A 16955-nucleotide genomic window follows, 5' to 3' on the forward strand; every position below is an offset into this window, starting at 1 on the left:
GTCAGTTGTTGAAGCGGAACTCCACCACGTCGCCGTCCTGCATGACGTAGTCCTTGCCCTCCAGGCGTGCTTTGCCCTTGGCGCGGGCTTCGACGACGGACCCCGTCGCCACGATGTCGTCGAACGAGATGACCTCGGCCTTGATGAAGCCCTTTTCGAAGTCGGTGTGGATGACACCCGCGGCCTGTGGAGCCTTGTCACCCTTGTGGATCGTCCAGGCGCGCGCCTCCTTCGGACCCGCGGTGAGATAGGTCTGGAGGCCCAGCGTGTCGAAGCCGATCCGTGCGAGCTGGTCGAGTCCGGACTCATCCTGTCCGGTGGACGCGAGCAGCTCCGCGGCATCCTCAGGGTCCAGGTCGATCAGCTCGGACTCGATCTTCGCGTCCAGGAACACGGCCTTCGCCGGAGCGACGAGAGCCGCCAGCTCGGCCTTGCGCGCGTCATCCGTCAGCACGGACTCGTCGACGTTGAAGACGAAGATGACCGGCTTCGACGTCAGCAGGCCGAGCTCCCGGATCGGTGCGAGATCGATGCCGCTGGTGGAGAGCAGGATGCCGCGTTCCAGTGCGTCCTTCGCGGCGTTGGCGGCCTCGAGCACCGAGGAGTCGAGCTTGCGCCCGCGCACCTCCTTCTCGTACCGGGTGATCGCCTTCTCGAGCGTCTGCAGGTCGGCGAGCATAAGCTCTGCGTTGATCGTCTCCATGTCGGATGCCGGGTTCACCGCACCATCGACGTGCACGACATCGTCATCGGCGAAACCGCGCACGACCTGCGCGATCGCGTCGGCTTCGCGGATGTTGGCGAGGAACTGGTTGCCCAGCCCCTCCCCCTCGCTCGCTCCGCGGACGATGCCGGCGATGTCGACGAACGACACGGTCGCCGGCAGGATCCGCTCGCTGCCGAAGATCTCGGCGAGCTTGCCGAGCCGCGCGTCCGGCAGGCTCACCACGCCCACGTTCGGCTCGATCGTCGCGAACGGATAGTTCGCCGCGAGCACGTCGTTCTTGGTCAGGGCGTTGAAGAGGGTGGACTTGCCGACGTTGGGCAGGCCGACGATTCCGATAGTGAGAGCCACGGGGTACGAGTCTACCTGCGCGGGATGCCCGTCTCCTGCGGCCCGTCGACCAGAACGTCCCGCAGCGATCGGATGTCGCGGTGCACCACGTCCGCCCGCGGCGCGACCGCCGCATCGCGGTTGATCCAGACCGCGGTCATCCCGACGGCAGCAGCACCCACGACATCGGCCGCGAAGTTGTCTCCGACATGGAGCGCGCGTCCCGCCGTGACGCCGAGCCGCTCCAACGCCAGCTCGAAGATGGCGCCGGAGGGCTTGAGCACGCCGATGTCGCCCGACGCCACCACGACGTCGAACAGTCCGTCGATCCCGACCGTGGCGAGCTTCGCCCGCTGGGATTCTGCCGGACCGTTGGTGATGACTCCGAGCGGGATGCCGGCGGAACGAAGCCCTTCCAGGACCGAGAGCGTCTCGGCGTACAGCGTGAACGTGCCGTGCTCGGCCCCGACATGCAGTCGTACTGCTTCATCCAGGAGCGAAACGCCATCCCGCCCGAAACCGATCAGCGTCAGCCGCCAGATCTCACGCGGCAGCGCGTCGCCAGGGAGCTCGCCGCGCATCCACCTCTCGCCCTGTTGGGCCCAGCACTCGCTCCACGCCTCGGCGTTCGCCGCGAGGATCGCGTCGGCGTCGAGCCCGTGTCGCCGCGCGAGCTCCCGCGCGGTCTGGCGCACGGCGTCGCCTGCCCCGTCGTGGACGAGCGTGCCGTCGAGATCGAAGAAGACGGCTTCGGCGCGCTCGGTCATTGCCGCACCGCCCGGAACGCGCGCGTGAGGTAGGGCAGCTCGATCGCATCGTCGTCGTGAATGCCGAGTTCGTCGAGCAGCTCGTCCATCTCGCGTCGGATCCGCAGCTTCTCGGCATCCGGCGCCGTGATCACGTAGCTTCGCGAACTGGCGAGATCGTGCAGCCGGGAACGCGTGATCGGCATCGTCCACTCCCACTCCGCGGAGGCGAGGGGCCCGAAGGGTGCCATGACCTCGGGGCCCGCACCGGACAGCAGTTGCTCCGCCGCACTGCCGTGCATGATCGTCGTCAGTCGACGCACCCAGTCCGTGCGCTCGTCGCGGATGTTCCAGATCAGCCCCAGGACGCCGCCGTCGCGCACGACACGGCCGACTTCGGCCGATGCCGCCACCGGCTCGACCCAATGCCACGCCTGTGCCAGTACCACGGCATCAACACTCGAATCGGGAAGCGGCAGGTGCTCGGCCGTGCCGAGGAAGGTGGGCACACCGGGCACGGTCACCCCGAGCGTCGCGAGCATCTCGGCATCCGGATCGACCGCGACGATCTCTGCATCCGGAGCCGTCGCCAGCACCCGCGTCAGCTTGCCCGTGCCGGCGCCGACGTCCGCGATCCGCCGTGAGCCGTGCGGCAGCGGCTCGAGCATCCAGGCAACGGCTTCGAACGGGTAGTCGGGTCGGGCGAGTTCGTAGCCGGCGGCCTGCGCCCCGAAGGATGTCGCCCGTGCGTCTTCGCTCATGTGGCCAGCCTACGGCGAGCCTGCGACGTCGCGTCCGGATGCCGGGAGACAGTGAATCCGTGCCACTGGATTTCACTGCGATCGACTTCGAGACCGCGAACTCCAGCCCCGCCTCCGCGTGCTCCGTAGGGCTCGTGCGCGTGCGCGGCGGCGAGGTCGTCGCGATGACGGGCTGGTTGATCCGCCCGCCGGCCGGGCACGACGAGTTCCAGGAGTGGAACGTCCGCATCCATGGGATCCGCCCCGAGGACGTCGAGGATGCCGCGACCTGGCCCGAGCAGTTCGATCGCCTCTGCGACTTCGCCGGCGCCGACGTGCTGGTGGCGCACAACGCCGGATTCGACCTCAACGTGCTGCGCAAGGCATCCGACGCGACCGGACTGCAGTGCCCGCCGTACCGTTCGCTGTGCAGCCTCCAGGTCGCCCGAAAGACCTACCAGCTGGACTCCTATCGCCTGCCCAAGGCGGCCGCGGCCGCCGGGTTCGCCGAGTTCTCGCACCACGACGCCCTCGCCGACGCCCGGGCGTGCGCGCAGATCGTCATCGACGCCGCCCGCCGGCACGGCGCAGCCGACGTGCATGCCCTGGCCGACGCGCTGCATGTGCGCGTGACGGCTCCGGCCCCGTCGGTGCCGGAGCGCGCCGTCGCCTGAGCCGGACGCGCGCTGAGCCGGCCGCGCGCCGAAGCCGAAGCCGCGATGCGCCGCCGGCGCACCGACCTGCGTAAGCGCGGCACCGTTCGCCCTGGGAACGATGCGGGCGCTCGCCTGGGTCCTGCGGCGCGCGTCCGTGCGATGTCGGAGGCCACGCGCACACTGAAGTCATGGATGCTCTCCTCACCGTACTTCTCGTGATCGTCGCCCTCGCCGCAGGCGCTGCGGCCGGGTGGTACGCGCGCGCCTCACGCGGTGCCGCAGCGCTCGCGCGTGCGGAGGCCGAGCTCGCGGCAGCGCGAGACGACCGCGACCGGCAGTACGACCTGTATCGGGATGCCGTGGAGCATGCCCGCGCACAGCAGCTGGCCGAGGCGGCGCGCGCCGAGCAGCAGAGCGCCGTGCTGACCGCACTCGCGCCGGTGCGCGAGAGCCTGCACCACATGCAGCAGAAGGTCACGTCGCTGGAGCAGGAACGGCACGCCCAGTTCGGGTCGCTCGCCGAGCAGCTGCGGCGCGCGCAGGAGTCTGATGAGGCGCTGCGCGCGACCACCGAGTCGCTCGCGGGCGCGCTGCGTTCGACCGCGACGCGCGGCGTCTGGGGCGAGACGCAGCTGCGACGCGTCGTCGAAGCCGCCGGCCTCACCCGGCACGTCGATTTCGATCTGCAGTCCACGATCTTCTCCGATCGCGGACAGGGCCGGCCCGACATGGTGATCCGCCTCGCCGGCGGTGCGTCGATCGCGGTGGACGCGAAGGTTCCTCTCGACGCGTATCTCGAGGCCAGTGCCCTCGGCATCGGCGAGAAGGACGAGGCGGCGCGGCGCATCCTCATGCAGAAGCACGTCAAGGCGGTGCGTGCGCACATCGATGCGCTGGCGAAGAAGGCGTACTGGTCCGGGTTGGATTCCAGTCCCGAGTTCGTCATCTGCTTCCTGCCGAACGAATCGCTGCTGGCCGCCGCCATCGATGAGGACGCCACGCTGCTCGACTACGCATTCGGCAAGCGCGTGGCGCTCGCCTCCCCGGTGAACCTCTGGGCGGTGCTCAAGACCGTCGCCTACACGTGGACCCAGCAGGAGGTGTCGACGGAGGCGCGGACGCTGCTCGCTCTCGGCACCCAGCTTTACGAGCGACTCGGCACTCTCGCGGGACACGCGGACGATCTGCGCCGGGCACTCGAGCGCACCGTCGACAGCTACAACCGCTTCGCCGGTTCGCTCGAGAGTCGCGTGTTGGTGACGGCACGGCAGTTCCCCGGTATCGACGCGTCGACACTCGATTCGGCGCCGGCCGCGATCCTCACGACCGGCCGCAGGTACACCGCGCCGGAACTGATCGACCCAGTGGTCGGCAGCGAGAACTCATCCAGTCCCTCGACGCTGCGGGCGGACGTCGGCGATGTCCGCCTTCGGCTCGACGATGCCCGCACAGACGCCGCGGCCGAGAGCTGAGCCGGTCAGCGAGCCGAGTCGGTCAAGCGGCGACCCAGGTTCACGCGCCGCCGGGGACCCAGCTGAGCAGGGCGATGACCAGGCCGGAGGTCACGACGAACGCGCCGATCATCCACCATGCGCTGAGTTCGTGGCCCGCCTCGCGCCGCACGCGGAAGAGCACATCCGCACGACGCGCCGGATCCTGAGCGATCCCGCTGCGCGCGGCAGCGACCGTCTGAGCGGACGCCTGGGCGTCCTGCGAGCTCGACCCGAGTGTGCCGTCGGCGTTGACGCGCAGGATGCGACCCGTCGCGGTGGTGACCACCTTCGGCATGGCCTTCTCGCGGCCGGTGTGCTGCGTGCTCATCGCTCGTCCTCTCCCCGGCACGCCTCGGTCGAGGGGTGCCAGCAGATCCGGCACCATTCTGCCAGGCTCCGCTGAGAAATCATGACGCGACGATGCGCCGGCGCCGTACCGGGTCGATAACGATGCGGTCAGCGCTTATGGATCGGCGCGATCACAACCACTTCGAGACGAGGTGCTCGCTCGCGATGCGACGAAGCGTACCGGATGCTCCGCGCAGCACGACCGACTCCGTGTACACGTAGCCGCCCTCGCGGCGCACTCCCGCGACCAGCTGCCCGTCTGTGACACCGGTCGCGACGAAGATCGTGTTGTTGCCGCGCACGAGATCATCGGCCTCGTGCACCTTGTCCATCTCGAGCCCGGCATCGATGCCGCGCTGACGCTCTTCGTCGTCCCGCGGCCAGAGCCGGCCCTGGATGTGACCGCCGAGCGCCTTGATGGCACATGCGGTCACGATGCCTTCAGGGCTCCCGCCGACTCCGACGCACATGTCCGTCCGTGCACCATGGCGCGCGGCATTGATGCCGCCGGCGACATCGCCGTCGCTCATCAGGCGCGTGCCGGCCCCAGCATCCCGGATCTCCTGGATCAGCTGCTCATGCCGCGGCCTGTTCAGCACCGACACGACGATCTCGTCGACCGGCTTGCCCAGCGCCTTCGAGAGCAGACGGATGTTCTCCCCGATCGGAAGACGGATGTCGACGACGCCGACACCCGCGGGTCCCGTCACGAGCTTGTCCATGTAGAAGACGCTGGATGCATCGAGCATCGTGCCGCCGTCCGACACGGCGATCACGGACAGGGCGTTCTGACGACCGGCAGCCGTCAACGATGTCCCGTCGATCGGGTCCACCGCGATGTCGCACTCGGGACCGCGTCCCGTACCGACGACCTCGCCGTTGAACAGCATCGGCGCGTTGTCCTTCTCGCCCTCGCCGATGACGACCCGACCCTTGAAGTCGACGGTCCCCAAGAACGCGCGCATGGCGTCCACCGCCGCACCGTCAGCCGCCTCCTTCGCACCGCGCCCGATGAAGGGCACCGCGCGGATCGCCGCGGCCTCGGTCGCGCGCACGAGCTCCAGCGCGAGGTTGCGGTCAGGACGCAGTGGGCTCAGATCGGCCGTCAGACTTACCATGCGGTCAGCCTATCCAGCGGATCGACCGAAAACACAGGAGTTTCGCCCTCGAAACATCGAAGGAATTCCGTTTTTTAACATCAGCGAAGAGCGACCCGTCGCCGAGTGACCCCGGCCACGGCATCCGGAGCGTCCGACGATAGAGTGACTGCTGTCCCGGCTTCATCTATCGCAGGAGTTCCTCATGCCCGTCGCCACTCCGGATCAGTACGCAGAAATGCTCGACCGCGCGAAGGCCGGTGGCTTCGCGTACCCGGCGTTCAACGTCTCCAGCTCGCAGACCATCAACTCCGTCCTCCAGGGCCTGACCGAGGCCGGCTCCGACGGCATCATCCAGGTCACCACGGGTGGCGCCGACTACTTCGCCGGCCACACCGTGAAGGCCCGCGCGACCGGCGCTCTGGCCTTCGCCCGCTTCGCGACCGAAGTCGCGAAGAACTATCCCGTCACGGTCGCGCTGCACACCGACCACTGCCCGAAGGATGCCCTCGGCGGCTTCGTCGAGCCGCTCATCGCCGCATCCGAAGAGGAGGTCAAGGCCGGCCGCAACCCGATCTTCCAGTCCCACATGTGGGACGGTTCGGCCGTTCCCCTCGCGGAGAACATCGAGATCGCCAGGGACCTCCTCCCCCGCATGAAGAACATCAACGCGATCCTCGAGGTCGAGATCGGTGTCGTCGGCGGCGAGGAGGACGGCGTCCAGCACGAGGGCTCGAACGACGCCCTCTACACGACCTTCGCGGACGTCGACCAGGCCGTCCAGGCCCTCGGCCTCGGCGAACAGGGCCGCTACATCGCCGCCCTCACGTTCGGCAACGTCCACGGTGTCTACAAGCCCGGCGGCGTCAAGCTGCGTCCCGAGCTCCTCGGAGAGATCCAGGCGCAGGTCGCGGCGAAGTACAGCACGGGCGCCAAGCCGCTCGACCTCGTCTTCCACGGCGGTTCCGGCTCGACCGACGAGGAGATCGCCCTCGCGGTCGCGAACGGCGTCATCAAGATGAACATCGACACGGACACGCAGTACGCGTACACCCGCGCGATCGCCGACTACATGTTCAAGAACTACGACGGCGTCCTGAAGGTCGACGGCGAGGTCGGCAACAAGAAGCAGTACGACCCGCGCGCCTGGGGCAAGGTCGCCGAGTCCGCGATGGCCGCACGCGTCGTCGAGTCGACCCGCCAGCTCGGCAGCTACGGCCAGTCCAAGAGCTGACACCGCAGGACCGGCTCGCTGAGCCCGTGTCAGGATGCCCCGGCCGATCGGCCGGGGCATCCTGCGTTCGGCGATGTCGACCGCTCGGGCGCCCAAGGCTAGCCGATCGGATGATGTGCCGTCCGATGGGCGATTCGTAGCGTGGAGGACATGAACATCACCACCTCCTTCACCCGCCGTTCCGTCATCGCCGCGTCGACCGTGGCCCTCGCGGCCCTCGCCATCGTCCCGACGACCGCTGCCGCCGCAGCCCCTGCCGCCTCGGCATCCTTCTCCTCGGTGCGGATGGCGCAGACGCCGTCGGACGTGCTCGCCTCGACGCCGTGGAAGACGACGAGTGCGTTCGACCAGAACGGAAACCGCGTCGCCCTCGACGATGCCGCGGTGTCGAACTTCGTCGGCTGGGCGTACTTCGACGCGGACGGCACGTACACGATGTACAACCTCGACGACAGCCCCAAGCTCCACGGCGACTGGACGGTTGCGCCCGACGGTTCCGAGCGCTGGATCAACGCGAAGGATGCCGCGGGCGACGTGCTGTTCCAGCGCGTCGTCCCGATCACGGAGCTCACCAAGAACGTCTTCACCTACCGCGTGTTCCCCGACGCCGCAGACACGAGCATCTACTACGACATCGTGCACACGAAGACGAACCACGTCGAGTCCGGTACCGGCGGCCGCGGCCCTGGCGCCAACGGCCACCAGGGTGGTGGCGGCGACTACCACTTCAACAACGGCAACGCCCACTGATCCATGCCGAGACGAGGCCCGGCGCTGCGCGCGCCGGGCCTCGTCTCGTCTCGGGACGCGTCAGCGGCGGCGGAGCCGCGTGATCCAGACGGCGATACCGCCGATCGCGTCGACGATCGCCAGCAGTCCCACGGCCTTCGCCGCACCGGGGAGGCGGCGCGCAGCCCACAGTCCGAACGTCAGCTCACCGGTGGATAGGGCGAGGCCCAGAACGGGTCGGCGTCGAATCGCGGCCGCCGCGCGCTGGAAGAACGTGTTCCGCCGGGGCAACGGTGCCAGCTCGCCGACGCCGGCGACGAGAGTGTTCCAGACCGCCGCGGGCCAGCCGACCGGCTCGAATCGTCGGACACCGCGTTCCTCTGCGTCGTCGAAGGCCTGATCGATCAGGGCGTCCGGGATCCCGAACGCGGCCAGGAACGCGCGATGGCGCTCGTCGGTGCCGACCACTCCGCCCAGAGCCTCGGCGATCAGTCCGCGATGAGCGGCATCCACGTCCAGTCGGGTGAGAGTCGCGAGCTCGGCCAGTTCATCGCGGCTGCCGTCGCCCTCCGTGAGCAGCCGTCGGTACACCTCGACGGTCTCGGGGACTGTGATCGCGTCGGGATCCAGCACCGGCTGCGTGTCGCGCTCGGCATCGGGCCAGAACGGTACCGTCCCGGCCCCCGCGGAAACCTCGACCCAGGTCTCGCCGTCATCCGTGCGATTGACCTCGATCACGGGAAGCTCGGCGCTCGACGACACCCATCCAGCGGTCGGATCCGACGTCCGGAAGCGCTGCAGCGACCACTCCCCTTCCTCCACATGCACGACGGTCGTCCGATTCGCCTCGGCGAGCAGGCGCGCGACGGCGGGTCCCCGATGCGAGAACGCCGCCACTCGCACCGGAATCGGGGCGAACGACTCGGAACCATCGGCCGGCTCCACGCCCGCGCCTGCGGGCCCGTCCGCGAACTCGGCCTCGAACTCCTCGAAACCTGCGGGAATCACCGCCGCGGGTGCATCGGCGGCCAACGAGAGGTTCAGCCCGGCATCCGCGAATGCCGCACGCAGCGCGTCGACCGCCAGCGTCGTCGCAACGGTGTCGTCGTCGGTCAGAGTCAGCACCGCCCCGTCATCGGTCAACGGGATCACCAGCAGGGCTTCGGCGTGCTCCTGCCATGCGGCAGAGGCGTCCCGCACGGCGGACAGCACGCGCAGAGTCGAGAGCACGCCCCGCGCAGAGGCGCGTGGATCCGCGCCATCGCCTCGTTCGACCGAGGCATACGAGACGCGAACTCCGAAGTTGTCATGAGGCACGCCTTCGACAGTACCCGTGACCCGCTTGCGTACGACCGGGCATGCGGAGGATCGTGGAATCAGCGGCAACGGCCACGGCGAAGCGAGGTGGGGATGATGCATGCACAACCCGGAGATCAGCTGATCGTCGAAGGGCGCACGGACACGACGCCCAGGCGAGAGGGCGTCATCGTCGAGGTCCACGGCGACGACGGCGCTCCGCCGTACCTCGTCCGCTGGGACGACGGCCACGAGGGCGTCCTGTTCCCTGGGCCCGACGCGCACATCCGGTCGCGCGGGTGATCCGTCTGGGTCAGAGACCGCCGGTCTGGAGGTACGCGGCGAACGCCGGGTCGCCCATCATCGGGATCATTATGCAGATCGTGACGACGATCATCGTCACGGCCGCACCCACGAGCGGCACCCACCACGAGCGCTTGCCCGCACGCAGTCGGCGGAAGGCGACGAGCACGGTGAGCGCGTAGCCGATCACCAGGATGACGGCGGCGATGCCGCCCCAGAGCCGTGCCGGTGCGAAGTTCGTGAAATCGCCTTCGATGCCCAGGATGTCCATGCTCTGCTGCAGGACGGTCGGAAGATCGAGATACGAGATCGCCGTCATGACGACGTTGACGAGTCCGTAGGCGAGCAGAGCGATCGTGACGATCCGATCGGCGCCGCTCGGGCGAGCGCTCGGTGCGCTCACCGGCGCAGCAGCGGCCACCGGCCGGACCGGTTCCTCGACGACCGGCGCCGCATCCACGGGAGGAAGCCCGGCCAGACGACGCTGCTCCTCGGGCGTCGCATACTCGCCGTACTGCGGCCGCGGGGCCGGGGTCATCTGGTCGCTCATCCCGCCATGCTAACGAGTCGTCCTCTGCGTCTCTCCCAGGAATTCCGCTCACACGGCGACGGCCCCGAGGTGTGGGGACACCCCGGGGCCGCTGGCGTGAGCGCTGGGGACGCTCGCACCGAAAGCACCGGGCGCTGGGGACGCTCCGGCACCTGCGGCACCATCAGACCGGCGCCGCGATTACATCGTAGAGCCGATCTCGGCGAGTTGTCTCCGTGCCCTGCCGGAACAGGTGAGCGCTATGCGGACGCCTCCGTGGTGCGGCCGCCGAGTGGACGCGCGTCGCGCTGGCCCGCAGCATCCTGTCGGAGCTCCTTGGGAAGCGAGAACATCAGGTCCTCCTCCGCGGTTCGCACCTCCTGGACGTCGGCATAGCCGGCACCACTCAGCGCCTCGAGCACCTCTTCGACGAGGACCTCGGGGACGGACGCGCCGCTGGTGACGCCGACCGTCGCCACACCGTCGAGCCATTCCTGCTCGACCTCATCGGCGTAGTCGACGCGGTATGCGGCCTTGGCGCCGTACTCGAGTGCGACTTCGACGAGGCGGACGCTGTTGGAGGAGTTCGCCGAACCGACGACGATCACGAGCTCAGCCTCGGCGGCGACCTTCTTGATCGCGACCTGCCGGTTCTGAGTGGCGTAGCAGATGTCGTCGGACGGCGGGTTCTGCAGCTCGGGGAAGCGTGTGCGCAGACGATTCACCGTCTCCATGGTCTCGTCGACCGACAGCGTCGTCTGCGACAGCCACACGACCTTCGACGGGTCGCGCACCACGACGGTGTCCGCCTCCTCGGGGGAGTTCACGACGGTGACGTGGTCGGGCGCCTCGCCCGCGGTCCCCTCGACCTCTTCGTGGCCGTCGTGGCCGATGAGCAGGATCTCGAAATCGTTCTTGGCGAAGCGCACGGCCTCGCGGTGCACCTTGGTGACGAGGGGACAGGTCGCATCGATCGCGTGCAGCCCCCGGTCGGATGCCGCGTTCACGACGGCCGGCGACACTCCGTGCGCGCTGAACACGACGTGCGCGCCCTCGGGTACCTCGTCGACCTCGTCGACGAAGATCGCACCCTTGTCCTCGAGCTCGGTCACTACATGGATGTTGTGCACGATCTGCTTGCGCACGTACACCGGCGCTCCGTAGCGCTCGAGCGCCTTCTCGACCGCGACGACCGCGCGGTCGACGCCGGCGCAGTACCCGCGCGGGGCGGCGAGGAGCACCCGCTTGTGTCCGTCGACCGGGTTATCCTGGAGCGCGGCGCGCCGCGATCGCGGAATACGCGGCATGGATAGGTGCACGGCTGTCTGGCTCACCCCTCGATTCTACGGCGAGCGGATGGGACGAGGCTGGGCGAGCCGCCGACAGGAGGAACAGGATGACCGTCTTCGAGGCCGCGTCCGTCCCCGGCGAGGCGCCCCCGGCCGACGCCGTCGCGCCGAAGGACTCCACGGCGGATGCGCCGACCTCCGTCGCTCGCCTGAACACGACGATCCGCGACTTCGTCGCCCGCTGGAACACGGTCTGGGTCGAAGGGGAGATCACGTCCTGGAACATGCGGGCCGGCAACGTGTTCGCGCGGCTGAAGGACACCCGCTCGGATGCGCAGATCTCCCTGCGCATCTGGTCGAGCGTGCGCGCCCGCATCCCGAACGACCTCGGTGTCGGCGACCACGTCACAGCCGCGGTCAAGGCGGACTACTTCGTCAAGGCCGGCGACTTCAGCTTCACGGTCTCCGCGATGAAGCACGTCGGTCTCGGTGATCAGCTCGAGCGGTTGGAGAAGCTGCGCATGCAGTTGCGGCAGGAGGGTCTGTTCGACGCGGCTCGCAAGCGTCCGCTGCCGTTCCTCCCGCATGTGATCGGGCTGATCACGGGCGAGCGGTCCGATGCCGAGAAGGACGTGCACCGCAATGCCGAGCTGCGCTGGCCGGCGGTGCGGTTCCGCACCGAGTACGCCGCGGTGCAGGGCGATCGGTGCGTCCCGGACACGCTCGCAGCATTGGCGAAACTGGATGCCGACCCGGACGTCGACGTGATCATCATCGCCCGCGGCGGCGGCGACCCCCAGACCCTGCTCGGGTTCAGCGACGAGCGGCTGGTGCGGGCGGTGGCCGCGGCATCCACTCCGGTCGTCTCCGCGATCGGCCACGAGAACGATCATCCGCTGCTCGACGACGTCGCCGACCTGCGGGCCTCCACACCGACCGACGCCGCCAAGCGCGTCGTCCCGGATGTCGGCGAACAGCGCGCGCTCATAGCGCAGCTGCGTTCGCGGGCCACGAGCCGGCTGACGCAACGGGTCTCGCACGACATCGCGCAGCTGGACCAGCTGCGTTCGCGCCCCGTGCTGCGCTCCCCCGACCACATCATCGACGCGCGAGCCCAGGAGACGCTGCTGCTCGCGGCGCGCGGCCGCGACATCGTGTCGCGTCGCGTGGACGATGCGGGGCGCCGGACGACCGAGCTCCGAGCGTCCCTGCGTGCGCTGTCACCCGCAGCGACGCTCGCCCGCGGGTACGCCATCGCGCACCTCGACGGCGGGGTGATCCTGCGCGATGCGACGGATGCCCCGGCCGGCACGGCGCTGACTCTGACCGTCGACCGCGGGTCTGTGACGGTGCGCTCGGAGGGCGAGATCGCGGAAGGCGCCTGAATCGGCGCGAGTCGGGCGACGACGTAGGATGGAGGGCGTGACTGCGCCGACCGACACCCCTGTGGAATCGCTGTCGTTCGAGGCCGCGCGCGACGAACTCGTCCGGGTGGTCGCCGAGCTCGAGCAGGGCGCTCCGACGCTCGAGCAGTCGCTGGCATTGTGGGAGCGCGGCGAGGCGCTCGCCGCGCGCTGCGAGGAGTGGCTGCTCGGCGCGAAGCGCCGTCTGGACGCCGCGCGCACTGCGGCATCCGACGAGGACGAGTCGTGAGCCGCAAGTCCTCCGCCCCCATCGTCGCCGAACTCGGACGCCCGGAGACTCCCGACGAGACGGCAGCGCGCAAGGCCGCCTCCAGCCAGGCCTACCGCTCCAGCCAGACCTTCCGGCACCTGATCGCGGCGCTGATCCTGACGGTCGCCGTCGTCGCCGTCATCGTGTTCGCGGTTCCCCGCGGCGAGCCGACTCCCGCGGCGAAGATCGACGTGGACCGGATCGCCGCCGACGTCGAATCGACCATGCAGAGTCCGGTCGTCGTGCCCGACCTGGACGACTTCTGGCGCGTGAACGTCGCGCAGCTCGACGGCGGGGCGACCGTCGTCTGGAACATCACGATCGCTCCGGCCGACGAGGAGGAGCGCGGATTCATCCGCATCGCCCAGGCGTTCGACGCCGACGCCGCCTGGGCGCCGCAGATGCTGGACGGCTTCGCCCCCACCTCGACCGTCACCATCGACGGCCGCGAATGGGACGTGTACGACATCGGCGACCGCGGGTCCGCCAACGTCACGTACGCCCTGGGCACCCAGGCCGGCGATGACTACGTTCTGCTGTTCGGTTCGCGGTCCGCGGATTCGATGGCCGAGGTCGCCCGATCGCTGGATTCTCAGATCACCGCTGTGGAGGAGGCCGAATGACTGTGTTGACCCCGAACCAGGCCTGGCACGAGATGCGCGAAGGGAACCGCCGATTCGTCGCCGGTGAACCGCGGCATCCGAACCAGGACGTCGAGAAGCGCCACGAACTCGCCGACGGGCAGAGCCCGATCGCGACCCTGTTCGGATGCTCGGATTCGCGTCTCTCGGCCGAGATCATCTTCGACCTCGGGCTGGGCGACCTGTTCGTGGTCCGCAACGCGGGCCAGGTCATCGGCGAGTCCATCGTGGGAAGCCTCGAGTACGCGGTCGAGGTCCTCGAGGTCCCGCTGATCGTCGTCCTCGCGCACGACTCGTGCGGCGCCGTGAAGGCCGCGATCGACGGGACCGCCATCGATGCGGCACCCCTGCCCCCGCACATCTGGAAGCTCATCGCTCCGATCATCCCGGCGGCCCGCAAGGTGCTCGCCGAGCACGGTGGAACGGAACCGGCGGACATCGACGCCGAACTCGTCGGACGCGAGCACCTGCGCAACACCGTGGCGAATCTGCTGCAGTCGTCCGAGCTGATCAGCGACGCCGTCGCCGAAGGGCGACTCGGCATCGTCGGCGCGAACTACCGCCTCGCCGAGGGCACGGCCGTGCCCGTGATCACGGTGGGCATCGACACCGGGAGCACAGGCGCTCCCACAACCCAGGAGGAATCGAAGTGACCGAGACCGAGTACCGCATCGAGCACGACACGATGGGCGAGGTTCGCGTGCCCGTGAACGCGCTCTACGGCGCGCAGACGCAGCGCGCGGTGGAGAACTTCCCGATCTCGGGCAAGGGCCTGGAATCCACCCAGATCGCCGCACTCGCCCGGATCAAGAAGGCGGCAGCCCTGGCGAACAAGGAGCTCGGCACTCTCGATGCCGCGATCGCCGACGCGATCGCCGCCGCCGCCGACCAGGTCGCGTCCGGCGCGCACGACGGCGAGTTCCCGGTCGACACGTACCAGACCGGCTCCGGCACGTCCTCGAACATGAACATGAACGAGGTGCTCGCCACTCTCGCGACCGGCATCCTGGGCTCGCCGGTACACCCGAACGACCACGTGAACGCGTCGCAGTCCTCCAACGACGTCTTCCCGACCTCGGTGCACATCGCCGTCACCCAGGCGCTCATCGACACGCTCATCCCGTCGCTGGACCACCTCGCCGTCGCGCTGGAGGCCAAGGCGCAGCTGTGGAAGGACGCGGTGAAGTCCGGTCGCACGCACCTCATGGATGCGACGCCCGTCACCCTCGGCCAGGAGTTCGGCGGATACGCCCGCCAGGTGCGCCTCGGCATCGAGCGCGTGCAGTCGGCGCTCCCCCGCGTCGCCGAGGTCCCGCTGGGCGGCACCGCCACCGGCACCGGCATCAACACACCGCTCGGCTTCCCGCAGAAGGTCATCGCGCTGCTCGCCGCCGAGACGGAGCTGCCCATCACGGAGGCGAAGGATCACTTCGAGGCGCAGGCCAACCGTGACGGGCTCGTCGAGGCGTCCGGAGCCCTGCGCACCATCGCGGTGTCGCTGACGAAGATCAACAACGACCTGCGCTGGATGGGATCCGGGCCCAACACGGGTCTCGGCGAGCTGCACATCCCCGACCTTCAGCCCGGCTCCTCGATCATGCCCGGCAAGGTCAACCCGGTCGTTCCCGAGGCCGTGCTGATGGTCTGCGCCCGCGTGATCGGCAACGACGCGACCGTGGCGTGGGCCGGTGCCTCCGGCGCCTTCGAGCTCAACGTCGCGATCCCCGTCATGGGCACGGCTCTGCTCGAGTCGATCCGTCTGCTCGCGAACGCCTCGCGCGTGCTCGCGGACAAGACGATCGACGGCCTCCAGGCGAACACCGAGCGCGCCGCCGCATTCGCTGGCATGAGCCCGTCGATCGTCACCCCGCTGAACAAGCTCATCGGCTACGAAGCCGCCGCCAAGATCGCCAAGCACGCGGTCGCCAAGGGCATCACGGTGCGCGATGCCGTGATCGACCTCGGCTACGTCGAGCGCGGCGAGCTCACCGAGCAGCAGCTGGACGAGAAGCTCGACCTGCTGAGCATGACCCACCCGGGCTGACCCCCGCGGCCACCACTTCGGGGGCCGACACGCCACTTGTCGGACGTTAACCGCCTTTCGGTCCGACATCTGGCGTGTCGGCCCCCGTTCTGTTCGCAGCACGTCCCCTGCACAACGAACGTTCACAGCGTCTTGTCCACAGATCCCGCACAGACGGGCAGCCGCGGCTCCGCGCCCTGATCGAGGCGCGGCATGCTGTCGCCATGAACCCGCAACTGCTCCTCGACCACCTCGGCGGAATCGCCCACGGAACAACCCTCCAGAAGAACGGCGTCAGCCGGCCGCGACTGACGCAGGCGGTGCGGAAAGGCGAGGTGGAGCGCCTCCGGCCAGGCTTGTACGCCGCGGTCGGCGCGGACCAGGAGGCGCGTGACGCGGCGCTCCACGGCGGAGCATTGACCTGCGCCGCTGCCCTGCGCGCCCACGGAATCTGGGTTCTGACCGATGACGCGCGGCCGCACGTCTGGGTGGGACGGCGAGGCCGCGTCCACGAGCACAGCGGATGCCGTTGTGTCAGCCACTTCTTCCGGGGCGAGGTTCCCGTCGGGCTCGTCGACGTCGAGACCGCGCTGGCGCACCTGCACCGTTGCGAAGGCGACGAATCGTTCTTCGCTTCGCTGGAGTCAGCGCTGCGGTTGCGCAAGCTCTCACGCGCCGCGAGACTCCGCCTGCGTGGATCGCTTCCCGCGTACGCGCGCTGGCTGGTCGACTTCGCACGCGACGATGCGGACAGCGGGCTCGAATCGATCCTTCGTCTGCGCCTGCATTTCATCGGACTGATGCTTGCGACACAAGTGATGCTGGTCGGCGTCGGCATAGTGGACTTCGTGATCGACGGACGCCTGATCCTCGAAGTGGACGGCAAGGCGAACCACGACGGCGGATCGAAGCGGCATAAGGATCTCGTGCGGGATGCCGCGGCATCCGCTCTCGGGTACGAGACTCTCCGATTCGACTATGCGCAGATCATCTTCGACTGGCCGACTGTGCGCGCCGCGATCCTCGCCGGGATCGTCCGCGTGCGCGAACACGCGTGACGAGACAACGGGGGCCGACACGCCAGATGTCGGACCGTTCGTGAA

At 69.0% G+C, this 16955-nt stretch carries 19 protein-coding genes; 11 read left to right on the forward strand and 8 right to left on the reverse strand.

Annotated elements, in window-relative coordinates; translation table 11 throughout:
* Position 1: 1 nt before the first annotated feature.
* Genes ychF through M2317_RS03015 form a run of 3 tightly spaced genes read right to left on the reverse strand, consistent with a single transcriptional unit; the run spans position 2 to position 2561 of the window.
* Positions 2 to 1075: a redox-regulated ATPase YchF gene (gene ychF, locus M2317_RS03005; RefSeq protein WP_429457171.1), complete on the reverse strand. Its 1074-nt coding sequence runs from the start codon at positions 1073 to 1075 to the stop codon at positions 2 to 4.
* Between the two features lie 11 nt (positions 1076 to 1086).
* Positions 1087 to 1821 (reverse strand): HAD family hydrolase, encoded by a 735-nt coding sequence (locus M2317_RS03010; RefSeq protein WP_429457173.1) that lies wholly within the window; start codon positions 1819 to 1821, stop codon positions 1087 to 1089.
* A complete protein-coding gene (locus tag M2317_RS03015; RefSeq protein WP_429457175.1) occupies positions 1818 to 2561 on the reverse strand; it encodes a class I SAM-dependent methyltransferase in 744 nt (247 codons plus the stop codon). The genes M2317_RS03010 and M2317_RS03015 overlap by 4 nt, the downstream gene beginning before the upstream one ends.
* A gap of 59 nt (positions 2562 to 2620) precedes the next feature.
* Between M2317_RS03015 and M2317_RS03020 the strand changes: the two genes are divergently transcribed.
* Together M2317_RS03020 and M2317_RS03025 are read left to right on the forward strand one after the other, a co-directional pair.
* The gene (locus tag M2317_RS03020) at positions 2621 to 3214 is read left to right on the forward strand and encodes a 3'-5' exonuclease (RefSeq protein ID WP_429457177.1); all 594 of its coding nucleotides are present in this window, start codon (positions 2621 to 2623) and stop codon (positions 3212 to 3214) included.
* 170 nt (positions 3215 to 3384) lie between these two features.
* Positions 3385 to 4668 (forward strand): DNA recombination protein RmuC, encoded by a 1284-nt coding sequence (locus tag M2317_RS03025; protein WP_429457179.1) that lies wholly within the window; start codon positions 3385 to 3387, stop codon positions 4666 to 4668.
* Between the two features lie 40 nt (positions 4669 to 4708).
* On the opposite strand, the gene M2317_RS03030 is transcribed toward M2317_RS03025, so the two are convergent.
* Together M2317_RS03030 and glpX are read right to left on the reverse strand one after the other, a co-directional pair.
* On the reverse strand, positions 4709 to 5017 hold the full coding sequence (locus tag M2317_RS03030) for a hypothetical protein (RefSeq protein ID WP_429457181.1): 309 nt from the start codon (positions 5015 to 5017) through the stop codon (positions 4709 to 4711).
* A 151-nt stretch (positions 5018 to 5168) separates the two neighbouring features.
* On the reverse strand, positions 5169 to 6155 hold the full coding sequence (gene glpX, locus M2317_RS03035; RefSeq protein ID WP_429457182.1) for a class II fructose-bisphosphatase: 987 nt from the start codon (positions 6153 to 6155) through the stop codon (positions 5169 to 5171).
* Between the two features lie 184 nt (positions 6156 to 6339).
* Here glpX and fbaA point away from each other — a divergent pair, with 184 nt between their 5' ends.
* Together fbaA and M2317_RS03045 are read left to right on the forward strand one after the other, a co-directional pair.
* Positions 6340 to 7368, forward strand: a complete 1029-nt coding sequence (fbaA, locus tag M2317_RS03040) for a class II fructose-bisphosphate aldolase (RefSeq protein ID WP_429457184.1) — start codon at positions 6340 to 6342, stop codon at positions 7366 to 7368.
* A 150-nt stretch (positions 7369 to 7518) separates the two neighbouring features.
* Complete coding sequence (locus M2317_RS03045; protein WP_429457186.1) at positions 7519 to 8118, forward strand: DUF4822 domain-containing protein; 600 nt, start codon at positions 7519 to 7521, stop codon at positions 8116 to 8118.
* Positions 8119 to 8178: 60 nt separating this feature from the next.
* On the opposite strand, the gene M2317_RS03050 is transcribed toward M2317_RS03045, so the two are convergent.
* Positions 8179 to 9309, reverse strand: a complete 1131-nt coding sequence (locus M2317_RS03050; protein ID WP_429457188.1) for a hypothetical protein — start codon at positions 9307 to 9309, stop codon at positions 8179 to 8181.
* A gap of 201 nt (positions 9310 to 9510) precedes the next feature.
* On the opposite strand from M2317_RS03050, the gene M2317_RS03055 reads away from it, so the two are divergent.
* Positions 9511 to 9696 (forward strand): DUF1918 domain-containing protein, encoded by a 186-nt coding sequence (locus M2317_RS03055; RefSeq protein WP_429457190.1) that lies wholly within the window; start codon positions 9511 to 9513, stop codon positions 9694 to 9696.
* A 10-nt stretch (positions 9697 to 9706) separates the two neighbouring features.
* On the opposite strand, the gene M2317_RS03060 is transcribed toward M2317_RS03055, so the two are convergent.
* Both M2317_RS03060 and M2317_RS03065 read right to left on the reverse strand, forming a co-directional pair.
* Positions 9707 to 10246 carry a DUF6264 family protein gene (locus M2317_RS03060; RefSeq protein ID WP_429457192.1) on the reverse strand — a complete coding sequence of 180 codons (540 nt, stop codon included), beginning with the start codon at positions 10244 to 10246 and terminating at the stop codon, positions 9707 to 9709.
* A gap of 239 nt (positions 10247 to 10485) precedes the next feature.
* Positions 10486 to 11532 (reverse strand): 4-hydroxy-3-methylbut-2-enyl diphosphate reductase, encoded by a 1047-nt coding sequence (locus tag M2317_RS03065; RefSeq protein WP_429457652.1) that lies wholly within the window; start codon positions 11530 to 11532, stop codon positions 10486 to 10488.
* Between the two features lie 89 nt (positions 11533 to 11621).
* On the opposite strand from M2317_RS03065, the gene xseA reads away from it, so the two are divergent.
* From xseA to M2317_RS03095, 6 genes are all read left to right on the forward strand, one after another.
* Positions 11622 to 12899: an exodeoxyribonuclease VII large subunit gene (xseA, locus tag M2317_RS03070; RefSeq protein WP_429457193.1), complete on the forward strand. Its 1278-nt coding sequence runs from the start codon at positions 11622 to 11624 to the stop codon at positions 12897 to 12899.
* 28 nt (positions 12900 to 12927) lie between these two features.
* Entirely contained in the window at positions 12928 to 13167 is a 240-nt protein-coding gene (locus tag M2317_RS03075) for an exodeoxyribonuclease VII small subunit (RefSeq protein WP_429457195.1), read from the forward strand.
* The gene (locus M2317_RS03080) at positions 13164 to 13811 is read left to right on the forward strand and encodes a DUF4245 family protein (protein ID WP_429457197.1); all 648 of its coding nucleotides are present in this window, start codon (positions 13164 to 13166) and stop codon (positions 13809 to 13811) included. Before M2317_RS03075 ends, M2317_RS03080 begins: the two co-directional genes overlap by 4 nt.
* Positions 13808 to 14482 carry a carbonic anhydrase gene (locus tag M2317_RS03085; protein ID WP_429457199.1) on the forward strand — a complete coding sequence of 225 codons (675 nt, stop codon included), beginning with the start codon at positions 13808 to 13810 and terminating at the stop codon, positions 14480 to 14482. Before M2317_RS03080 ends, M2317_RS03085 begins: the two co-directional genes overlap by 4 nt.
* A complete protein-coding gene (locus tag M2317_RS03090; protein WP_429457201.1) occupies positions 14479 to 15873 on the forward strand; it encodes a class II fumarate hydratase in 1395 nt (464 codons plus the stop codon). Before M2317_RS03085 ends, M2317_RS03090 begins: the two co-directional genes overlap by 4 nt.
* A gap of 203 nt (positions 15874 to 16076) precedes the next feature.
* Positions 16077 to 16910 carry a DUF559 domain-containing protein gene (locus M2317_RS03095; protein WP_429457203.1) on the forward strand — a complete coding sequence of 278 codons (834 nt, stop codon included), beginning with the start codon at positions 16077 to 16079 and terminating at the stop codon, positions 16908 to 16910.
* The last annotated feature ends 45 nt before the right edge of the window (positions 16911 to 16955 follow it).

Source organism: Microbacterium sp. ZKA21 (genome assembly GCF_050434165.1).
Lineage (GTDB): Bacteria > Actinomycetota > Actinomycetes > Actinomycetales > Microbacteriaceae > Microbacterium.

Excerpts from the sequence above, each read along its gene's own strand:
- M2317_RS03060 (WP_429457192.1), bottom strand. The coding sequence starts at position 10,246 with ATGAGCGACCAGATGACCCCGGCCCCGCGGCCGCAGTACGGCGAGTAT.
- M2317_RS03065 (WP_429457652.1), bottom strand. The coding sequence starts at position 11,532 with ATGCCGCGTATTCCGCGATCGCGGCGCGCCGCGCTCCAGGATAACCCG.
- M2317_RS03075 (WP_429457195.1), top strand. The coding sequence starts at position 12,928 with ATGGAGGGCGTGACTGCGCCGACCGACACCCCTGTGGAATCGCTGTCG.
- glpX (WP_429457182.1), bottom strand. The coding sequence starts at position 6,155 with ATGGTAAGTCTGACGGCCGATCTGAGCCCACTGCGTCCTGACCGCAAC.
- M2317_RS03010 (WP_429457173.1), bottom strand. The coding sequence starts at position 1,821 with ATGACCGAGCGCGCCGAAGCCGTCTTCTTCGATCTCGACGGCACGCTC.
- M2317_RS03030 (WP_429457181.1), bottom strand. The coding sequence starts at position 5,017 with ATGAGCACGCAGCACACCGGCCGCGAGAAGGCCATGCCGAAGGTGGTC.
- fbaA (WP_429457184.1), top strand. The coding sequence starts at position 6,340 with ATGCCCGTCGCCACTCCGGATCAGTACGCAGAAATGCTCGACCGCGCG.
- M2317_RS03095 (WP_429457203.1), top strand. The coding sequence starts at position 16,077 with ATGAACCCGCAACTGCTCCTCGACCACCTCGGCGGAATCGCCCACGGA.
- M2317_RS03015 (WP_429457175.1), bottom strand. The coding sequence starts at position 2,561 with ATGAGCGAAGACGCACGGGCGACATCCTTCGGGGCGCAGGCCGCCGGC.
- M2317_RS03045 (WP_429457186.1), top strand. The coding sequence starts at position 7,519 with ATGAACATCACCACCTCCTTCACCCGCCGTTCCGTCATCGCCGCGTCG.
- M2317_RS03085 (WP_429457199.1), top strand. The coding sequence starts at position 13,808 with ATGACTGTGTTGACCCCGAACCAGGCCTGGCACGAGATGCGCGAAGGG.
- M2317_RS03055 (WP_429457190.1), top strand. The coding sequence starts at position 9,511 with ATGCATGCACAACCCGGAGATCAGCTGATCGTCGAAGGGCGCACGGAC.
- xseA (WP_429457193.1), top strand. The coding sequence starts at position 11,622 with ATGACCGTCTTCGAGGCCGCGTCCGTCCCCGGCGAGGCGCCCCCGGCC.
- M2317_RS03025 (WP_429457179.1), top strand. The coding sequence starts at position 3,385 with ATGGATGCTCTCCTCACCGTACTTCTCGTGATCGTCGCCCTCGCCGCA.